Origin of the sequence: Enterococcus sp. 12F9_DIV0723 (genome assembly GCF_002174375.1) — a bacterium.
GTDB classification, from domain to species: Bacteria; Bacillota; Bacilli; order Lactobacillales; family Enterococcaceae; genus Enterococcus_A; species Enterococcus_A gilvus.
Map to the genome: position 1 here is coordinate 611,584 of NZ_NIBK01000002.1, position 18,507 is coordinate 630,090.

Consider the following 18,507-nt stretch of genomic DNA (forward strand, 5'->3'; position numbering starts at 1 on the left):
TAATCATTTAGGAGTTTACTCATGATAGACAAGAAGTTATTACAACTTCCCGGTATCAAAAAAATTCTGATGTTGCTTGCAGGATCTGCTGTCCTGCAAGCAATCTTTATAATTGGGCAAGCGTATGGTCTATCCATGACGATCACTCATTTATGGAACGGGGAAGGCTTAAACAATCAAATCAATTGGCTGCTGCTGTTCTTTGTTTCTTTCGCATTGCGGCATGTGATGACGTATCTGCGGGAGCACGTTTTAGAAGAATACGCGTACCAGCAGGCCAAAGACTTGCGCAGCGAGCTGCTGCAAAAGATTTTCCGCTTAGGTCCACAGGTGGTGCAAAAACAAGGGACCGGGAGTGTCGTCACAACAGCGTTAGATGGGATCGATCAGGTAGAAGAGTACCTTCATTTGATTCTGCCTAAAATGCTGAATATGATGATTATTCCATGGATCTTACTGGTCGCCATTTTTCTGTTGGATTGGGAATCGGGCGTGGTTCTATTGCTGGTATTTCCTTTGATCATCATTTTTATGATCATTTTAGGTTATGCGGCACAAAGCAAAGCGGACAAGCAATACAAAGTGTTCCAAGTGCTGTCGAATCATTTTATTGATTCTCTGCGAGGGATCGACACGCTGAAATTCTTTGGCATCAGTAAACAATACAGTAAGAGCATCTACACCACCAGCGAGCGGTTCCGTCAGGCTACGATGAATACCCTGAAGATCGCGATTCTTTCAACTTTTGCGTTGGATTTCTTTACGACACTTTCGGTAGCGGTAGTCGCCGTTCTTTTAGGGCTCCGTCTAATCAATGAAGTCATTCTTTTATTCCCTGCATTGACGGTGCTGATTTTAGCGCCAGAATATTTCTTGCCGATCCGTGATTTTTCGAGTGATTACCACGCGACCTTGGACGGGAAGAATGCGATGGATGCTGTGAATGCTATTTTAGATCTGCCGGAGAACAAAGGGGTGACGATCGGTCTGCCGACGTGGTCCCCAGAAAGTCGACTGCAGGTAAAGGTGCGCTATGACTATGAAGAAAAGCTAGGTGCAGAAGCAGACTTTACGGTAAAGGGGTATCAAAAAATCGGGATCATCGGCATGAGCGGATCAGGAAAATCAACACTGATCAATGTCTTGAGCGGGTTTTTACGTCCTAATGAAAGTCAGATTCGCTTTAACGATCATGAGTTACCTGCGTTTGATCAGCCTCAGTGGCAGGAACAATTGATTTACATTCCGCAAAATCCGTACATTTTCCAACGCTCTGTTCGTGAAAATATTGCCTTTTATCATCCAGAAGCAACGGATGACGAGATTTTAAAAGCGGTGGAGGTAACAGGCTTAACGGACTTGGTCAACGAATTGTCGGAGGGATTGGACACGAAATTAGGCGAAGGCGCACGCACACTTAGCGGTGGACAAGCACAGAGAATTGCCTTGGCACGTGCCTTTTTAGATCAAGAACGAAAAATTCTACTGTTTGATGAGCCAACTGCCCACTTAGACATTGAGACAGAAGTTGAGCTGAAGGAACGGATGCTGCCGTTAATGGACGATCATTTGGTTTTCTTCGCGACACATCGACTGCATTGGTTAGCAGAGATGGATTATCTCTTGGTAATGGACCACGGTCAATTGGTGGAGCAAGGAACCTTGGAAGAATTAAAACAAAAAAATGGCGCGTTTATGAGGTTGAGTCAGGCATTGCGAGGTGAAAAAGGATGAATCGAATCGGCTTGTTTCAAGTATTAAAAACAGATGAATGGGTTAAACCCTTTTTCAAGCAGTACAAGAAATCGTTGATACTGGCGCTAACGCTTGGCTTCATCACTTTTTTCTGTGCAGGTGCGTTGATGTTCAACTCAGGCTTCTTGATCAGTCGTGCTGCCTCGCTGCCTGAAAATATTTTGCTGATCTATATCCCCATCGTGCTGACACGGGCTTTTGGGATCGGTCGGCCAGTCTTTCGCTACGTGGAACGGTTAGTCAGTCATAATTGGGTATTGAAGATGACGTCGAATTTACGGGTGAAGCTTTACGATTCGTTGGAGCAGGACGCGATTTTCTTTAAACAGAACCATCGCACCGGAGATATTCTGGGTCTTCTTTCAGAGGACATCAACCATATCCAAAATCTGTATCTGCGAACTATTTTTCCAACGATCATCGCCTGGTTGTTGTACGTCTTTATTATTATCGGGATCGGGTATTTTTCGCCCTTTTTCGCATTGGCAATGCTGTTGCTGCTGGGGATCGTCGTGTTTTTACTGCCTTTATGGTCGGTGATCATCAACGGTGCACGGCAAGAGCAGCAAAAGCAAATGAAGAATCAACTGTACAGCGATTTGACCGACAATGTGTTAGGGGTGTCGGATTGGATCTTTAGTCAACGGGGGCAGGATTATGTGAACCATCACGAAAAATCCGAAGAAGCACTACGAGAAGTCACGCGCAAGCTTCAAAGCTTTCAACGAAAACGCAATTTTATTTTGCAATTGATGTTTGGTGTGATCACCATTGCGTTGCTGCTATGGACAAGTCGGCAATTTCCAGGAAATCACGGGGGAGCCGCGAATTGGATCGCTGCCTTTGTACTCTCGGTCTTTCCATTGATCGATGCGTTTGCACCGTTGCCGGCTGCGGCGCAAGAAACAAATAGTTACCAAGACTCCATTAAAAATCTGAATGAGCTGCCGGAAATCCAAGAACATCTTGAGACGATTCCGACGGTTTCAGGACCGGTGACATTGACCATTGATGAGGTGCATTATCATTATCCAGACAGTCACAAGCAAGTGCTGTCAGGGATTGATCTGACATTGCAGCCTGGTGAAAAGATCGCGATCCTTGGCCGAAGTGGGTCGGGAAAGAGTACCTTGGCGAATCTGATTCGTGGCGATTTGAAGGCAACAAAAGGAAAGGTCACGCTGAATGGAGAGGAGACTTATGCATTTGATGATGCCATCAGCAACTATCTAGGGGTGATTCATCAGACACCGTATCTATTCCATACAACGATCGCGAATAATTTGCGCATCGGAAATGAAGCGGCGACAGAGAAAGCACTCTGGCAAGTTTTAGCGCGTGTAGGATTGAAGGAATTGGTCGAGAGTTTACCGGAAGGACTAGAAACAATGGTGGATGAAGCCGGCTTACGCTTTTCTGGCGGAGAACGCCAACGCTTGGCGCTTGGACGAATCTTGCTTCAGGAAGCACCGATCATTTTGTTGGACGAGCCTACGGTGGGACTTGATCCAGTGACGGAGCAAGCCCTGATCGATACCTTTTTCCATGAATTGCAAGAGAAAACGGTGATTTGGATCACCCACCATTTGCAGGGGATCGACGCAATGGACCAAGTCATTTTCATTGAAGATGGACACTTGACGATGAAAGGCAGTCCAGAAGAATTGCAACGAACCAATGCCCATTATCAAAAGCTAAAACAAATCGATAAAGGCATCATTTAATAAGAACGGCTTCTCTGGTTTACACTGGAGAAGCTTTTTTTGTTTCAGTGGTACTAAGAAAAAGTATTGACTCCCACGTTACGTGTTGGTCTACAATAAGTGTATCAAAGAGATTCGAGGAGGAGTTTATTATGGGAAGACCGACAATAAAAAAAGAGTTGATTCAAGCAGGGACTGACACGTACGAAAAGATGAACGCGCTACTTGAAACGATTCCAGAGGAAAAATTAATGAGTACGTTTCAGTTTGATGTTGAAAATGAGAAGCAAGCTCATTGGACGCGGGATAAAAATCTTCGCGACGTGCTGATCCATTTATACGAATGGCATCAATTGCTGTTGAACTGGGTGACGGCGAATCAAGCAGGGGAGGCGAAGCAGTTCTTGAAGGAGGGCTATAACTGGAAGAACTACGGAGCAATGAACGTGGAATTTTGGGAGAAGCACCAAACCACCAGTTATGAGACCGCACGCCGGCTTTTAACGGAAAGCCATAAGCAAGTGATGGCATTAGCCGATACGTTCTCAAACGAAGAATTGTTCTCAAAGGGCAGCTTTTCGTGGGTGGGAGGCAGTACGTTGGGGAGTTACTTTGTGTCCGCCACTGCGAGTCATTATGAGTGGGCAATGAAGAAAATTCGCAAATTCAAGAAATCGCTGTAGCTGAGCGGACATCGTTTGAGAATAACCGCTATAAATATCGCATTAGAAATAAACGCTTTATACAGACCTCTGTCACTAGCGGAATGACTACTTCATGTTTTTTCTGTTACAATAAGAAAAAACGCGTGCTAGGAGGCAGGCTATGAAGAAGGCCAAGTTTATTTTGACAGCGGGAGCGTTAGGAGCGCTTTCTGTTTTTGTGAAACGAAAAATCGAAACAGAGACCGTGACCAATCAATTAATTCCTCGTCACTGGGATGAAGCAGAGATCACTGAACGGCTGCAAGCATTTACGCAGGCATTGGCAGAAGGGGATACAGAAAAAATCGAACGTTTTGTTTTAGGCAAGGAAGCTAAACACTTTCGCACCTTAAAACGGCAAAAACTTATTTTTTTAGAGGCGCATTTTACGAGTCTATTCAAAGTCAAAGGAGATTCCCACAACAATTTGCGAGGCATCGTGTCTTATCGCGTGGCGACCGCAAAAAGGGAGTATACGTATTCCCTCAAGATTGCTCGCTTAGGCGTGAGGGAGCTGAACTGGTATATCCAAGAGGTGATTGCTACCGATCAAGGAATCAGATACCCCAATGATCGCCTAATGCAGTTGTCGGCTGTCGGACCAAACGAAGAGCTTTGCCAAATAGCAACAGATGCGGGGACAATTACATTCCGAATGTTTCGGCAGGATGCACCAAAAGCCGTCAAAAATTGGCGTGGACTAGCTAAACAAGGGTTTTATGACAATACCCCCTTTGCTCGAGTGATCAAGGATTTTGTCATTCAAGGTGGTGCCCTGGACGGTTCAGGGCAAGAGGAGCACTCTATTTACGGCGGGTATTTTGAGGATGAAGTCGATGAGGGTCTATATCACTTTGATGGCGCGGTTTGTTTAGGCAATCATGGTCCGAACACCAATGGCAATCAATTTTTCATTGTCGAACGAAATCAGGCAGACAAGGAACAACTGTATCGCATGACTCTGCCAGAAAAGGTTCGTTCCCACTATGAAGCGGTCGGTGGTCTCCCAGAACTGGACGGGCGTTATACTGTTTTTGGACAAGTCATCGATGGTCTATCGGTTGTCCGAAAGATTGCCAACCAAGAAACAGACGATCAAGATGCGCCGTTTGAGCTTATTAGGATAAAAAGCATCACGTTTAAAAAAGCAAGTCAGATTTAATCTGGCTTGCTTTTATTTGTAGACGTAGATTAACGAATGATTGATGGACGCCGTCTTATTTTCGCCGTTTTGATTGGAGTCGTTTTGAAGTGACCGAATAGAGAAAAATCAGTAGTACAAGTAGAAAGAAGCGTAACGGCGCGGCGGGACTCCAAACCCATATCAGGAATACAGCGGTGAGAAGATAGAGCAAGGTTGCTTGAATCATACTATGCTCCTTTTGTTATTTTTATTTTCTCAAAATTTTTAGATACAAAAAATAAGCAATAAAAAAAGTTAAGAAAGGCTTAAACAGACAGTCTCAACTCTCTTTATAATACCACATTTTTGACTAAATTTCAAGATTGCCTTTTCGATTGACCTGTGCTATTACGTCTATGAAAGGGGAGAATGAAGGGATGAAGAGATTTGATAGTACGTTATTTAACCAGTCGCTATTTGAACAAGCACCCGACGTAAATTTACAGATCAATCAATGGCTTAAAAGGGGAAATAAAAAGTATCAGTTGTCGCTAGCAGATTTTACAGCGATCACTGATGAACGCAAGGCGCTCTTTGAAGAACATCATTTAGTCGATTTTAGCTGGGGGAACACCAACTACTTCGCTTCTTTTTTAGCTTTAGAGCCGCTTTTTTATAAACGTGATTACATGACCCATTTATCCGCCTGTCAATCGATTTTTTATTATTTGCGCGCTTATCATTCTGGCTCTGTCACTGACGAGGAAATTCGTGAAGCGATCGAAGCCCGTTACCGAGAATATCAAGGAGATTTAGACAGGTTGATTGGCTCCTTTGAAGATTTCCCAGCATTGGAGGAATAAAATGAAAAATTACTTGAGCGATCCAACCTTCTATCCATTCTTTTTGAAAAAAGTTCAAGAGCGACTTAGCGGAACCACTGTTATGACTATCGAGCAAGCGGAAGAGATTCAACGATCCATCGAATATGTCTTGGAAAATGGTGGAGAGGGGACAGTGCCTGTTCGCTTTGACCAAGGGAAAAAGCAACTGGCGAAACGATTCGATGCACTGCAGCGCCTTTACAAAGTCCTTTTGAAGAATGTCCAAACTTTTGGAATAGAGTCACTGGAGGAAAGTCTCGCTGAGATCGATCACTTCTTTGCAAATTACGATATGGAGTATGCTGCCACAGAAGTTGATCACGCATTTTTAGACTATCAATTGACGGAAGCTGTTCCGTTAGATTTTGTGGGCTTGGATTTTTACGAACGCTATCTGCAAAATTTGGCTGCTGAGGTTTTCTTCATCACGTATATTCCTGAGACACAAATTGTTGAGTTACTAAACGTGTATCAAGAAAAGCTAGGGTTTGATTATCGAAGGGACATCAATAATCTTTTTGACTGTGTGTTTAAACAATTTGTTGGAAAAGTATTAGCAGAAAAAAGAGACAATGAAACCCTTCTGCTGAATACGATCGAAGCGCACTATGCGCTCCATCAATTAAAAACACAATCAAGCTTTCCAGCACTTGATTTTCTTTTTCAAAAAAATACGTATTATCAGAGAGCCTTTTCTCGCTTTCGGGATTACGCACGTCATTTAGAAGGCACGGAGAGCGCGGGTTCATTCTTTTTAGTGACCACTTCTACGAAGAAGCGATTAGAATTGCCTCCTATGATGCCTGCAGACCGGTTTAATCAGCTTATAGAAGCCTGTTCTAATGCGGATCAGGAAGAAAAAATAGCGCAAATAAATGCGGCAATTTCTTCACCAGAAGATTTAGAGGAATACATCAACATCAGTTTTGAAATAACTGATTTTCACAAAAGACTTTTTAAAGAACTTGATGACGATCTTTTAAAAGTCTCTATTTTGTTTGTTGTACATCGTAATAATTTGAATAGTCCTTTAAAAATCGTTGATTTAACAACAAACCGACCTTTAGACGTACTTTTAAAAGATTTATTAAAATCGCTGACAATCGATGAACGGTATGCACGCTTTTCTGATATAGAAGAATATGAATTATTTTCTTATGACTTTAGTTAAAAACAGTTTCGCCAAAATTATTAATGTTTTCCCTAATATTTTGCTCGACCAGAATTATCTTTAACAAGGAAAGTTATGAAAATATTGCTAGAAAACGGGCTGTTGTCCGTTTTTTTCAACCATCATATAATATCAATAGTTATTTTACGAGCCGGGATTCAGTGAAAGGGCTTATTTTCCGTTACTTTTAAGGCAAGAAGAACAGCCTATATATAGGAGGAAACGGAAAATGAATACCTACTTGAAATTTACTATCATCGCAGCCTTACTCATAACGACTGGCGCGATTTCTGTATTAGGGGAGTCACAGGAATCTGCCTCTAATGGAACTGAACCAAAAGTTGCAGTGCAATCGTCGAGCAAGAAATCAACGGAAGCCGCCTCTTCGTCAACCAAATTAGAAAACGAATCCACTGGTTCTACCAGTGAAGCTGCGGCTGAACCCGCTATCACTGATAGCAGTGCGGTACCAGTTCAATCAGAAGAAGCAGAACAGCCAGCTGAAACAGAAGAGGTTCCGGTAGTGAGTGAAGAAGCGCAAACGGCTCCTGAAAATGCACCAGAGCCGGCACCCGAACCAACAGAAGCTCCTGAAGTCAACACACGTCCGGCCCCGCCAGTGAATGAAGCTGTTCCTGAGCAAGTGTCAGAAACCCCTGCAGAATCAACGAATGCTGCACAGCCTGCACCTGTCTCTATTCAAGCCAACCAAATGAAAATCAATGGACAGTTCATTTCCTATTCAAATGCGGGACAAGGCAATGGACAGGCAATCATTGATGCCAATCACAACCAAGTAGCCACTTGGGGCGGTGCCTCAGTGCAATCGGGGAATGATGGCGCGAATACACATTTTATCGGACACAATCCTGGTATCTTCAATGTGCTGTTTTCACTTGGAAACGGCCAATCAATTGAAGTCTCCGACAGTGCCAACAACGTCACAACATACACGATCTCACATATCGTAACCGTTGATGACTATGGCATGGCCGCAGATGGCACTGATTATTGGGATCAAATCACTGGCTCAGGCGGTGGCGAACGTATCACACTGCAAACGTGTATCAACGATGACTACAACCTGATCGTGTTTGCGAATAAATAAAAAAGCGACCATTCAACTTGATTCAGTTGAATGGTCGTTTTCTTGATTAATTGAGGATCTGTTGAGAAAAATAAATTTCTTTGGCCGTCTTCATTTTGATGTTGCCAAGCTCCTTGAGGTGTCTGCGGGCTTCGTTTTTTTGGACAGCAATGATGAAATTCCACAGGTTGTCACGGTCCGAAGCGGAGAAGAAATTGTTGACGATCAAGACGTTACTATTTTCGTAGCCTTTGATAGGATTATTGCTCAAAACTATGTCGTACTTGGCGAAGGCTTCGAAATCCTCAGGACCGGTTGAGATCACCGGTTCTTTGAAGGTATCCACTGAGATCCGCTCATGGTAATTGGCGATCAAGAAATCCTGGAGCATCTCTGCATGCCGCCGTCCCAAATCACTCACGATCATGATGGAAACTTTTTGGCGCATATTTTCTAGATGGATAGGAAGATGGGTCCACTCCTTCATCAGCAAGAAAAAGACATTGTTTAGACGAATATCTGTCCAAAGCTCCGGAGATTTTTTCTCGATATCCCTTAAATGGATTTTGACCAACGCAGAAAAAATAGGATACACCAATTGAATTTCCCGCGCAAATTTTTGGTGCTTATCAAACAGCATATTCGGTCGGTAGGGATAGAAATTGTATTCCACGTACCAAGACATCATCGCCTGAATGATTTTCCGACGATCGTCACGATCTAATGGGAATTCGATCGCATGGGACAAGTTTTTTAGAAACGTATCGATCTTCCCATTGATGCGGACGATCTGTTCCGGATTGTCCCAATTATAAAATTCATGGAAAACCGTTCGGCTCACTTCTTTGTACCATTTTTTAGGCAAACTAAAATCCGTATCGGCCAAGAGGTGTTCCGCAAAGGGACGGCTGAAATCCAATACCTTATCAATCGTGTCGTCCTCTTCAACATAGACATTCTCCGGCAAATAGAAGCCTTGATGCATCCGATTCAACGTCACCATGAATAGGTACGCCGCTTCTTGTATCTCACGATCGTCTAGCGACACATCAAAATCAGTCGAGGTGCGCATAATGAAGCACGTCGTTTCTTCATGATCCAAGGTGAAGGGCCACTGATTGACACCATACGCCTCGGTAAAATATTGCTGGTAAAAAAAACGGACCCAGCGTTCGTCCGGACCAGTGATCCGAAAAGGGGAGCGTTCAAGCGTCAGTCCTCGACGCTTCAAAAAATCCTCTAGCGCATTCACCATACGATAAAAGGACGCCTCGCTCATAAACAGCTCGTTGATCCAATACTCGGCATCCTGATTGGATTCATAAAGCATTTTTTCAACAAACTGAAATTCTAATGATTCGTGATAGATCTGACCATAGACATTCCCTAGCTTATTTGAGGTAATGTTGTTCAGGCGAACCCCCTGAAATTTTGAATAGTCAATGTAAATGTAGTCTCCCCAGAATTCATTGATAAAATCAATGTCTGTTAATAGCGTTTTCACGGAACAATCAACGGTTCTTGCTGCTTCTTTGATGTCGCACCAAGAAGGAAGCTGATCTAAAAATTCAACGAATTGGATTCGTCGATACGTAGAGGAGTTAAGTAGCTGCTTCATATTGACTCCTTTCAAACAAATAGTTTTTCTCATTATAATTTTACCGATTTTCTTCAAAAAAAGCGAGCTATTTAATTAATCTATTCTTTAAAAGAGTGAGTTGATTCTATAAAAGAAAACTATACAACGTATTTTCTCATGAAAAGCTATGTTATGATAGAAAAAAATAAAGGAGTTCATTTACTGTGATTAAATTAGCGAAAGTAACACCACCAAATTTAGATACGAATGTCGTACCGGTTCAATTGACCGATGAAACAATGGCATCGCGCAAAACGCAGCTGCTGACAAAAATGCAGGAAAATAATTACGATGCAGTCGCGATCTATGCTGACTTAGAGCATGGCGGCAATTTTGAATACTTTACAGGCTTCGTTCCGCGTTTTGAGGAAGCCTTGCTCGTGGTCCATCAAAACGGAGACGCTTATCTGGTACTTGGCAACGAAAATCTAAATAAAGCGCCTCTTGCTCGAATTGCGGCGGAGGCAGTTCATATGCCGCATTTTTCTCTGCCAAATCAACCCATGGAGACCACATTGACTGTGTCAGAAATTTTGCAACAAACACAGCTGCAAGAGGCTCGCACAATTGGATTGATTGGCTGGAAGAAGTTTACCAGCTCTTCCGAAGAGAATACTGCACTTTTTGATTTGCCGTACTTTTTAGTTGATGGCCTGAAACATGCTGCACCAAAGGCGACGTTTACAAATGCCTCATCTATTCTAATTGGCGAAAACGGTCTGCGCACCAGTAACAATGCAAATGAGGTCGCTCATTACGAATTCGGCGCTATGCTTGCTGGCAACGGCGTGCTAAAAACCATGGAGCAGCTAGAGATCGGCAAAAGTGAGCTGGAGCTTGGCGGATTGTTGAATGATTACGGGCAAACACCCAGCGTGGTAACGATCATGGCAACGGGGGCTCGATTTGAAAAAGCGAACCTTTATCCAACGAATAAGAAAATTCAGCTTGGTGATCGGATTTCCATGACTGTCGGCTATAAAGGCGGTCTGCAGAGCCGTGGCGGTTACGCTGTCCATGACACGGAAGAATTGCCGGAAAATGAAAGAGATTATCTGGATCGCGTCGCAAAACCTTACTACAACGCAGTCAAAACGTGGCTCGAAGCAATTACGGTGGACATGAATGGCGCCGTTTTGTATGACAAGATCGAAGAAGTGCTGCCAAAAGAAACCTACGGCTGGCACCTGAATCCAGGTCATCTTTGTGCGGATGAAGAATGGTTGGCTTCACCGATCTATCCTGCGTCTCAGGAAACGATCCGAAGCGGTATGTTGTTCCAATTCGATATCATTCCTTCTGTTCCCGGCTATTCGGGGGCAAGCTGTGAGGGCGGTATCCTGCTGGCAGATGAACGCCTCCGCGTGTTGATTCAGGAGGCCTATCCTGAAATGTGGGCCCGTATGCAGGCACGCAGACACTATATAATAGAAGAAATCGGCATCAAGCTAAGCGAAGAAGTATTGCCAATGAGCAATGCCACTGCCTATTACCGGCCTTTCTTTTTGAACAAGGAAGACGCTTTAACTGCACGATAATTTCTCTCTGACACTCAAAGATCCGTTCTTTGAGTGTTTTTCTATTTTTTCTTTCGCTCTAAAGAGCCGCATGCTATCCTGAATAGTGAGGGGAGGGCGCGTCATGATCGAAAGTCGATTGTTGCAGATACTTTTTATTTTAATGGAAAAAGGGTCCGCCACCGCCCCGGAGCTGGCGGAACAATTTGAGGTCACCCCACGGACCATCTATCGGGATATCGATGCGTTGAGTGCCGCTGGGATTCCTGTCTATGCGGTTAGAGGAAAAGGCGGCGGTTTGTTCATCCGTGAAACGTATGTGCTGGAAAAAGCTCTCTTTTCCGAAGACGAGCAGCAGGAGATCCTCCTTGCAGTACAAAATCTAAATCTTACGAACGGTGGACGATCACGTGCGTTGCTGTCAAAAATGAATAGCCTATTTGAAAAGAAGGAGACCCCCTGGTTGGAGATTGATTTCTCTGACTGGACGGGGCTGCGCAACGGTCTTTTTGAAACGCTGCAGCATGCCATCATCGCCAAAAAAGTCGTTCACTTCCATTATCTAAATGCGAAGGGAGAATTTTCTGATCGAGCGCTGGAGCCTCTGAAGCTTGTTTTTCGTGAGAAAGCGTGGTACCTCTATGCCTTTTGCCGTCTGAGAGACGAGGCGCGCCTGTTCAAGGTGGCTCGTATGCGTGACGTGAGGCTTCAAGACGAAACTTTTACCAGACAAATTCCCAAAAAAGTGATTAAAACGCTAAACACTTCGCCGCAAAAGCGAATCGAGTTGACCTTACTGTTTGATGCAAGTGCGGCTTATCGTGTATTGGAGGAATTTAAGGCGGTCACATACCTAGAAGACGGGCGCCTGCAAGTGACGGTTCTTTTGCCGGAAGATGAGACTACTCTGGACTATTTATTCTCATTTGGGGATCGTGTAGAAATCTTGAAGCCTGCAGCTTATCGTGAAAAAATCAAGCTGCGAATTGAACACTTGCGAAATATATACAAAACTTGACATGGGTTTTCAGGTTTTACTTGGTAGACTAGAGAAAAAGGAGGCATTTGTATGAAACCTATTTTAAAGGACCCTGAGGAATTTCCATCGATCGAACATTTAGCGAATCACTTGTCAGCCGAGCATCTGGCGCTTTACCAGCAGCTTCTTGAAGCGCTCCATGACTTTTCTTATCAGGAGGAATGGCACTACTATAAGGACGGTCATAATTGGTTGAGCAAAATCCTTCTCAAGAAGAAAAATCTTGGCTGGATCTCTGTCTGGGAGACGGGAGTCAAGGTGAGCGTCTTTTTCGGAGCGCGCATTTGGCCGCAGCTTGTGGCGGATACGCTATTCCAAAGACTGGAGACTCACGGCGCCACCATTGACCAATCGGGAAAACTAACTGCCGTTTTGGTTCCTATCCAAGATGAAGCCAGTTTACAGACGGCTGTTGACTTGGTGAATTTTAAACAATCGATCAACTAATCATCATCGTATGGCATCTAAGGTTCTTGCGGATGCTGCACGATGATTTTTTGTTTTTTTACCCCGCGGGCAGCATTAAAAAACGGCGTATTTTTTATGAACGGCATGGTATCATTAATTAAACATATATATTTTTGTATTGGAGAAAAAAATGACAGATAAACTTGGAATTATCCACGGAAGGTTTCAAATCCTGCATAACGGACATTTGGAATATCTATTGGAAGGGTTGAACCGATGTCTAATCAAAAGAATTGTTTAACCGAAGAGGAGATTCTGCGTATTCTAAAAGAGTTTGACACATTTTTACAGGAGCAGGAGGCTTTGATCGAATTCGGACTATTGGAAATCAACGATACCCCCAAACCTTATTTGATTGATCTTGTTAAAAACTCTGAGGATTTGCCAGAATTAACCTCTAAAGATATTTCTCAAGGCATTTTATCTCATGGAAAACGAACGGGTAAGCTACTTTACGTGGATTTAACTGACGAGGAGTCTTTCGATCTTCATTTTCATAATGCCTTCAATGAAGAAAACAAACCAAACGACGGCGAGAATCTTATTTTTGCCTGTAAAAAGACCAGCATCGAACTGCTGCGGTTCATCTATGCGAACAAGGCAGAGAACATCGGCTTTCTTTTCGAGAGCGGGTCCATCTTGTGCCATTTATCGATCGTTCTAAGAGAGAATGAGATTCCTGCAATCCAGATTGGCTCGTTTGATGCGCTTGATTTGGAATATGGCGCTAACTACACGATTGATGCAGAAAGTGAACAACTCACTAAAGCTCAAAGAGTTCAGAAATTGACGTATTAAAATAAAAAACTTTTCGATGTTCGTGGTCGGAAAGTTTTTTTATTTAATGATTCAGGACGTAAGAGAGGAATAAAGATATTTTATGGTTTGAGAATAATGTTAGTTTTTCTCAAACCATAGAAGAGGAAAAACGTCAGAGCTGTTAGTTAAGTATCTACACGAGTCGCAGCAAATCATACGTCTATAGAAACAAAACTTTACAAATGAAAAGAAAAACCACGAAATTATTTACGATTGAAAAGAAAATCGTGATAAAACTTTACGATCGTTAAGTCGTCATTGTACAGAACCAATGGTCGGCAGTAAATCAAAAAGAATATCATCAAGTCAAAAACGATTCATTTAATACGGATCATTGTGCAACGAACGGTCCATAAAGGATGTTTTAGCACGCATATACAATGGAGCCATATTAATGGAACACTTCAAGCGTCATGGATCACTTTTATCAAAACATGCGAAGTAAGTCGTCAATGAAGGATCTTTAGCAATCTATTTGTTGAGGAAGGCGTTTATTAAGCAATCAAGGTTTCGTAACAATATGTATTTTCCCGAAAGCATGATTTTTAGAACTCATTTGTAAGGTAAAAAGTCTGATTTTTATAGCTAAATCTATTCGTCACATGGATCCCGTAAGTTCTCACTGACGCGTTTGTTCTACGGATTTCGGAACAATTATGCTTGATATAATCCGCTGATGGTTTGAAAAGTGCTGTAAAATCAGTGATCTCAAAGTTTTTTGTTAACAGATGGATTCAAATTTGTTCCTTTAATTTAGTTTCAGATTCATCAAACATTTATCTAGCACGAACAAGAATTTTCTTTTTTTATATTTACCTCCTCTGCACATTTATATTTCTAGTTATTTATACCTTGTTAAAACACCTGTTAAGCATTACAAAAAGAACCATTTTTCAGTAATCCTTATAAAAAAAAGACACCTCTACCCTTTTATATAATTGTTATTTTATTCTTGACGAATTGGTATATACCTATTATCATAAAGATAGAGAGATCACCACTTCTCTCCTACTCTAACTGAAAGGACTGTATGACATGAGTCGCGAATTACTAAAAGAGCGTTATGAAAAAGAATTTGAAAAACTCCCCGACTTTATTCAAAAATATTTATTATACTTAGAAGCCATCCCCCGTTCTACCAATACGTTGTACGAATATGCCAAGGAATATCGCCGGTTTTTGACTTGGCTCTCTTCTGAAACGATTATTCAAGTTGCTGATATCTCAACGATTCGGTTGGAAGATTTTGAAAGACTAAACAAAGACAATATCGTTTTATATAAGTCCTTTTTGAATCAGTCCCCTAAGCGAACCTTCGAAGGCAGAGCCGAAAAAGATTTGGCACAAGCCCCCTTGACTGAACGAAACACACATCGCCTAAAAGTTACTGTTCAGCGTAGCATCACCGCACTTCGTTCCCTTTTTAAATATCTCGCAAATGAAGAAATTGAAGAATTTGACGAGCAGCTTGGGGATTACGTGATACGGCCGATGTTGCGTAGAAATATCATGGTGAATATCGAAAATGGCGGCGTCGACGCATCAGATGCCGTGCGGAAGGATAAAATCGAAAAAATGCTGTATTTAGATTCGGATGCGATTGATTTTGTAGATTATGTTTATAGCGGCTACGGCACTACGTTGACCTCTCGTCAAGCCAAGACCGCCTATGAAAAAAATCGTGTTCGAGACACGGCGATCTTAGCCCTCTTTCTTGGTTCGGGCATTCGGTTATCCGAATTGGTAAACACCAATGTCCATGATCTTAATTATGACGGTCTGTACATTCAAGTACAGCGAAAAGGCGATACGCTTGACCACGCGATGATCTCACCCATTTTTATCGATTATATTCAAGAATACATCGATCAGCGGAAGGCACTATACAATGCTGACGATTCGGTGGCCGCCCTGTTTCTGACCAAGCACAAAAATGTGGCTAAACGAATGGAGGGTGGTTCTATCGAAAAAATGATCGACAAATACTCCACCGCATTTGGAAAACGCACCACTCCCCATAAGCTGCGCCACAGCGTCGGCACGATGGCCTTCAGAAAAACCAAAAATTTGAAAACCGTCAGCGAGATTCTCGGACAAAGCGGCACCTCCGCGACAGAAATCTACACCCACATCGTCAAAAAAGAAAAGCGGTCGGTGATCAATGATCTTTGGACGTAGACTCTGATAGAAATTTGAATTAAAAAACAACGTCCAATCTCATAATGCAGATTGGACGTTGTTTTTTTATAGAGCGGAAAATAAACCTGTTTATATTCTTAGGTTGTGTGTTTCATTAATCGATTGATATGAACCCCTAAGTAAATAATCTCATCTTTAGGAATCGCGGTATGGTTGATAGTTTCGATATAGTTTTTGACCTTTCCAGCAATCTCCATCGCCGCAGGATATAAAATCCACATTTGTTCGTATAGTTGATCTTCCCCTTCCTCTAACAGTCCTTCTTCATATAAACGTTCCACAAAATAACGTACATGTGTAATAAAACGAGAATAATGAATCGAAGAGGTATCAATTTCCTTTTGAATCGAGTAGCGTACCATATTCACGATCCCGCTGATCATTTTAGCGTATTTGAACCCATTAGCTTCAGAACCATCGGATTGTGCATTGATCAAATGAAACGCAATATTACTAGCCTCTTCTTTTGGAAGCTGAATCGCGTATTTCTTTTCTAGTAACGCTAGCGCCTGCTTACCAATCTCAAATTCTTTTGGGTAGTAATTTTTAATTTCCCAGTACAAACGATTCGCCACAACTAGTCCTTCTCTTGAGCGCTCAATCGCAAAATGCAAGTGGTCTGTTAACGTAAGATAGATATTACTGTTCAGTGTTTTTCCCAATTCGCGTTCTGCATTGAGGATAATATCACGTGAAATCTCAAAAAACTCAAAAGGAATTTCTCCGACTAGCTCAATGATTTGAGACATTTTTCTATCTTCCGCGGCTAAAAACATTTTGTCGACTTGATCGTCTGAAATTTGTTCGCCGACCTTTTTACCATAGCCAATTCCCTTACCAAAGGCAATGATCTCTTTCCCGTCGTCGTCTGCGAGAACTACGCTTGAGTTTAAGACTTTTTTGATTAAAATCACATGTTTTCCTCCTCGCACTATTCGTCCAATGACGCACCATTTGTTTCAATCACTTTTTGATACCAGTAGAAAGAGTCTTTCTTGCTGCGGTCAAATGTTCCGTTTCCTTCATCATCGGCATCGACATGAATGAATCCGTATCGCTTCGTCATCTGGGAAGTCCCTGCACTGACAAGATCAATCGGGCCCCAACTTGTGTAACCAATCAATTCCACGCCTTCATCGATTGCTTCTTTCATTTGTTTAAAATGTGCTTTGAAATAGTCGATACGGTATGGATCGTGAATAGAGCCATCTTCTTCAACGGTATCGACAGCTCCCATACCGTTTTCTACGATCATTAGAGGGAGTTGGTAACGATCATACAACTCAATCAATGAAATCTTCAAGCCTTTTGGATCAATTTGCCATCCCCATTCAGTAGAAGGCAAATAAGGATTTTTCACCCCCAACACCGTGTTTCCTGGTGTTCGTTCGGCTTTTGGATCGCCTGACTCTGCCATGGACATGTAGTAACTGAAGGTAACAAAATCAACCGTATTATCTTTTAAAATCTCTCGTTCTTCTGCGGTTATTTTCAATTTAATTCCACGATTCTCTAAATCTTTTAGAATCATTTTTGGATACATCCCTTTAACTTGAACATCTGCATAGAAATTATTTTCCAAATTCTTTTTCAGAGTCAATTCAACATCTGTTGGCTCACACGTCAGCGGATAGGTCATTAGCTTGGTCAACATACAACCAACTTGGCTTTCGGGAATTTTTTCATGCGCTGCCTTTGTTACAAGTGCACTTGCAACAAATTGATGATGCAACGCCTGATAAATATCATTTTCAAGATGCGTTCCTGATTTGTCAGGAATGATCCCGGCAGTCGTAAATGGGTGTCGATGGATCGAGTCTATCTCATTAAAGGTCAGCCAATAGCGAACATACTCTCCAAAGTTATCGTAGCAGACATTCGCAAAACGTACAAAATCATTGATTACGGATCTATCTACCCATCCATTGTATTTCAAACTTAATGCCAGGGGCATCTCATAATGAGACAAAGTGACGATTGGTTCAATATTTAGACGCTTCATTTCTTTGAAAACATTTTTATAAAAGGCTATACCTGCTGCATTCGGCTCCTCTTCTTCTCCTGTCGGAAAAAGTCTCGTCCAGGCGATTGATAATCGCAAAGTTTTAAATCCCATCTCAGCAAATAAAGCTAAGTCTTCTTTGAAATGATGATAAAAATCGATTCCACGGCGTTTAGGATACCACGTGTCTGTCTCATCCGCCGCGGCTTCTTTCACTGCCTCTGTAGTCACTGTCATATGGGCAGAAAAATCTTTATTGTCTACATGAGGTTTAAATGTTGCGACATCAGCTACAGATAAGCCTTTTCCATCTAAATTCCAAGCCCCTTCTACCTGATTTGCTGCGATTGCGCCACCCCATAAAAAATCTTTAGGAAATGTTTGCTCTGTCATTTTA

Annotated in this window: 15 protein-coding genes; 12 read left to right on the forward strand and 3 right to left on the reverse strand. The window is 42.3% G+C overall.

Annotation, left to right across the window (positions count from 1 at the left end):
• The first annotated feature begins 21 nt into the window (after positions 1-21).
• The 7 genes from cydD to A5868_RS16020 all read left to right on the forward strand — a co-directional run bounded on the left by cydD (position 22) and on the right by A5868_RS16020 (position 8,448).
• Entirely contained in the window at positions 22-1,734 is a 1,713-nt protein-coding gene (gene cydD, locus A5868_RS15990) for a thiol reductant ABC exporter subunit CydD (RefSeq protein WP_086304793.1), read from the forward strand.
• Positions 1,731-3,479 (forward strand): thiol reductant ABC exporter subunit CydC, encoded by a 1,749-nt coding sequence (cydC, locus tag A5868_RS15995; protein ID WP_086304795.1) that lies wholly within the window; start codon positions 1,731-1,733, stop codon positions 3,477-3,479. Before cydD ends, cydC begins: the two co-directional genes overlap by 4 nt.
• Positions 3,480-3,610: 131 nt before the next feature.
• The gene (locus A5868_RS16000; protein WP_086304797.1) at positions 3,611-4,141 is read left to right on the forward strand and encodes a ClbS/DfsB family four-helix bundle protein; all 531 of its coding nucleotides are present in this window, start codon (positions 3,611-3,613) and stop codon (positions 4,139-4,141) included.
• 142 nt (positions 4,142-4,283) lie between these two features.
• Positions 4,284-5,324: a peptidylprolyl isomerase gene (locus tag A5868_RS16005; RefSeq protein WP_086304798.1), complete on the forward strand. Its 1,041-nt coding sequence runs from the start codon at positions 4,284-4,286 to the stop codon at positions 5,322-5,324.
• Between the two features lie 398 nt (positions 5,325-5,722).
• Positions 5,723-6,148, forward strand: a complete 426-nt coding sequence (locus A5868_RS16010; protein ID WP_086304799.1) for a DUF6323 family protein — start codon at positions 5,723-5,725, stop codon at positions 6,146-6,148.
• 1 nt (position 6,149) lies between these two features.
• Positions 6,150-7,340, forward strand: coding sequence for a DUF6179 domain-containing protein (locus A5868_RS16015; RefSeq protein WP_086304800.1), 1,191 nt, complete (start codon positions 6,150-6,152; stop codon positions 7,338-7,340).
• A 229-nt stretch (positions 7,341-7,569) separates the two neighbouring features.
• Positions 7,570-8,448: a class F sortase gene (locus tag A5868_RS16020; RefSeq protein WP_086304802.1), complete on the forward strand. Its 879-nt coding sequence runs from the start codon at positions 7,570-7,572 to the stop codon at positions 8,446-8,448.
• Between the two features lie 46 nt (positions 8,449-8,494).
• On the opposite strand, the gene A5868_RS16025 is transcribed toward A5868_RS16020, so the two are convergent.
• Positions 8,495-10,045: a helix-turn-helix domain-containing protein gene (locus A5868_RS16025; RefSeq protein ID WP_010779283.1), complete on the reverse strand. Its 1,551-nt coding sequence runs from the start codon at positions 10,043-10,045 to the stop codon at positions 8,495-8,497.
• Between the two features lie 185 nt (positions 10,046-10,230).
• Here A5868_RS16025 and A5868_RS16030 point away from each other — a divergent pair, with 185 nt between their 5' ends.
• From A5868_RS16030 to xerS, 5 genes are all read left to right on the forward strand, one after another.
• Complete coding sequence (locus tag A5868_RS16030; RefSeq protein WP_086304804.1) at positions 10,231-11,604, forward strand: M24 family metallopeptidase; 1,374 nt, start codon at positions 10,231-10,233, stop codon at positions 11,602-11,604.
• Between the two features lie 103 nt (positions 11,605-11,707).
• On the forward strand, positions 11,708-12,601 hold the full coding sequence (locus A5868_RS16035; protein ID WP_086304806.1) for a helix-turn-helix transcriptional regulator: 894 nt from the start codon (positions 11,708-11,710) through the stop codon (positions 12,599-12,601).
• 51 nt (positions 12,602-12,652) lie between these two features.
• Positions 12,653-13,069, forward strand: a complete 417-nt coding sequence (locus A5868_RS16040) for a DUF3788 family protein (protein WP_086304808.1) — start codon at positions 12,653-12,655, stop codon at positions 13,067-13,069.
• A 237-nt stretch (positions 13,070-13,306) separates the two neighbouring features.
• Positions 13,307-13,888 carry a hypothetical protein gene (locus A5868_RS16045; protein ID WP_176281334.1) on the forward strand — a complete coding sequence of 194 codons (582 nt, stop codon included), beginning with the start codon at positions 13,307-13,309 and terminating at the stop codon, positions 13,886-13,888.
• Between the two features lie 1,056 nt (positions 13,889-14,944).
• Positions 14,945-16,087, forward strand: a complete 1,143-nt coding sequence (gene xerS / locus A5868_RS16050) for a tyrosine recombinase XerS (protein WP_086304809.1) — start codon at positions 14,945-14,947, stop codon at positions 16,085-16,087.
• Between the two features lie 98 nt (positions 16,088-16,185).
• On the opposite strand, the gene A5868_RS16055 is transcribed toward xerS, so the two are convergent.
• Together A5868_RS16055 and A5868_RS16060 are read right to left on the reverse strand one after the other, a co-directional pair.
• The gene (locus A5868_RS16055; RefSeq protein WP_010779276.1) at positions 16,186-17,022 is read right to left on the reverse strand and encodes a PRD domain-containing protein; all 837 of its coding nucleotides are present in this window, start codon (positions 17,020-17,022) and stop codon (positions 16,186-16,188) included.
• A 17-nt stretch (positions 17,023-17,039) separates the two neighbouring features.
• Positions 17,040-18,503 (reverse strand): glycoside hydrolase family 1 protein, encoded by a 1,464-nt coding sequence (locus A5868_RS16060; RefSeq protein ID WP_086304812.1) that lies wholly within the window; start codon positions 18,501-18,503, stop codon positions 17,040-17,042.
• Between the last annotated feature and the right edge of the window lie 4 nt (positions 18,504-18,507).

Bases quoted from the DNA above. Each gene is read 5' to 3' on its own strand.
- cydD (WP_086304793.1), top strand. From the start codon at position 22: ATGATAGACAAGAAGTTATTACAACTTCCCGGTATCAAAAAAATTCTG.
- cydC (WP_086304795.1), top strand. From the start codon at position 1,731: ATGAATCGAATCGGCTTGTTTCAAGTATTAAAAACAGATGAATGGGTT.
- A5868_RS16000 (WP_086304797.1), top strand. From the start codon at position 3,611: ATGGGAAGACCGACAATAAAAAAAGAGTTGATTCAAGCAGGGACTGAC.
- A5868_RS16005 (WP_086304798.1), top strand. From the start codon at position 4,284: ATGAAGAAGGCCAAGTTTATTTTGACAGCGGGAGCGTTAGGAGCGCTT.
- A5868_RS16010 (WP_086304799.1), top strand. From the start codon at position 5,723: ATGAAGAGATTTGATAGTACGTTATTTAACCAGTCGCTATTTGAACAA.
- A5868_RS16015 (WP_086304800.1), top strand. From the start codon at position 6,150: ATGAAAAATTACTTGAGCGATCCAACCTTCTATCCATTCTTTTTGAAA.
- A5868_RS16020 (WP_086304802.1), top strand. From the start codon at position 7,570: ATGAATACCTACTTGAAATTTACTATCATCGCAGCCTTACTCATAACG.
- A5868_RS16025 (WP_010779283.1), bottom strand. From the start codon at position 10,045: ATGAAGCAGCTACTTAACTCCTCTACGTATCGACGAATCCAATTCGTT.
- A5868_RS16035 (WP_086304806.1), top strand. From the start codon at position 11,708: ATGATCGAAAGTCGATTGTTGCAGATACTTTTTATTTTAATGGAAAAA.
- A5868_RS16040 (WP_086304808.1), top strand. From the start codon at position 12,653: ATGAAACCTATTTTAAAGGACCCTGAGGAATTTCCATCGATCGAACAT.
- A5868_RS16045 (WP_176281334.1), top strand. From the start codon at position 13,307: ATGTCTAATCAAAAGAATTGTTTAACCGAAGAGGAGATTCTGCGTATT.
- xerS (WP_086304809.1), top strand. From the start codon at position 14,945: ATGAGTCGCGAATTACTAAAAGAGCGTTATGAAAAAGAATTTGAAAAA.
- A5868_RS16060 (WP_086304812.1), bottom strand. From the start codon at position 18,503: ATGACAGAGCAAACATTTCCTAAAGATTTTTTATGGGGTGGCGCAATC.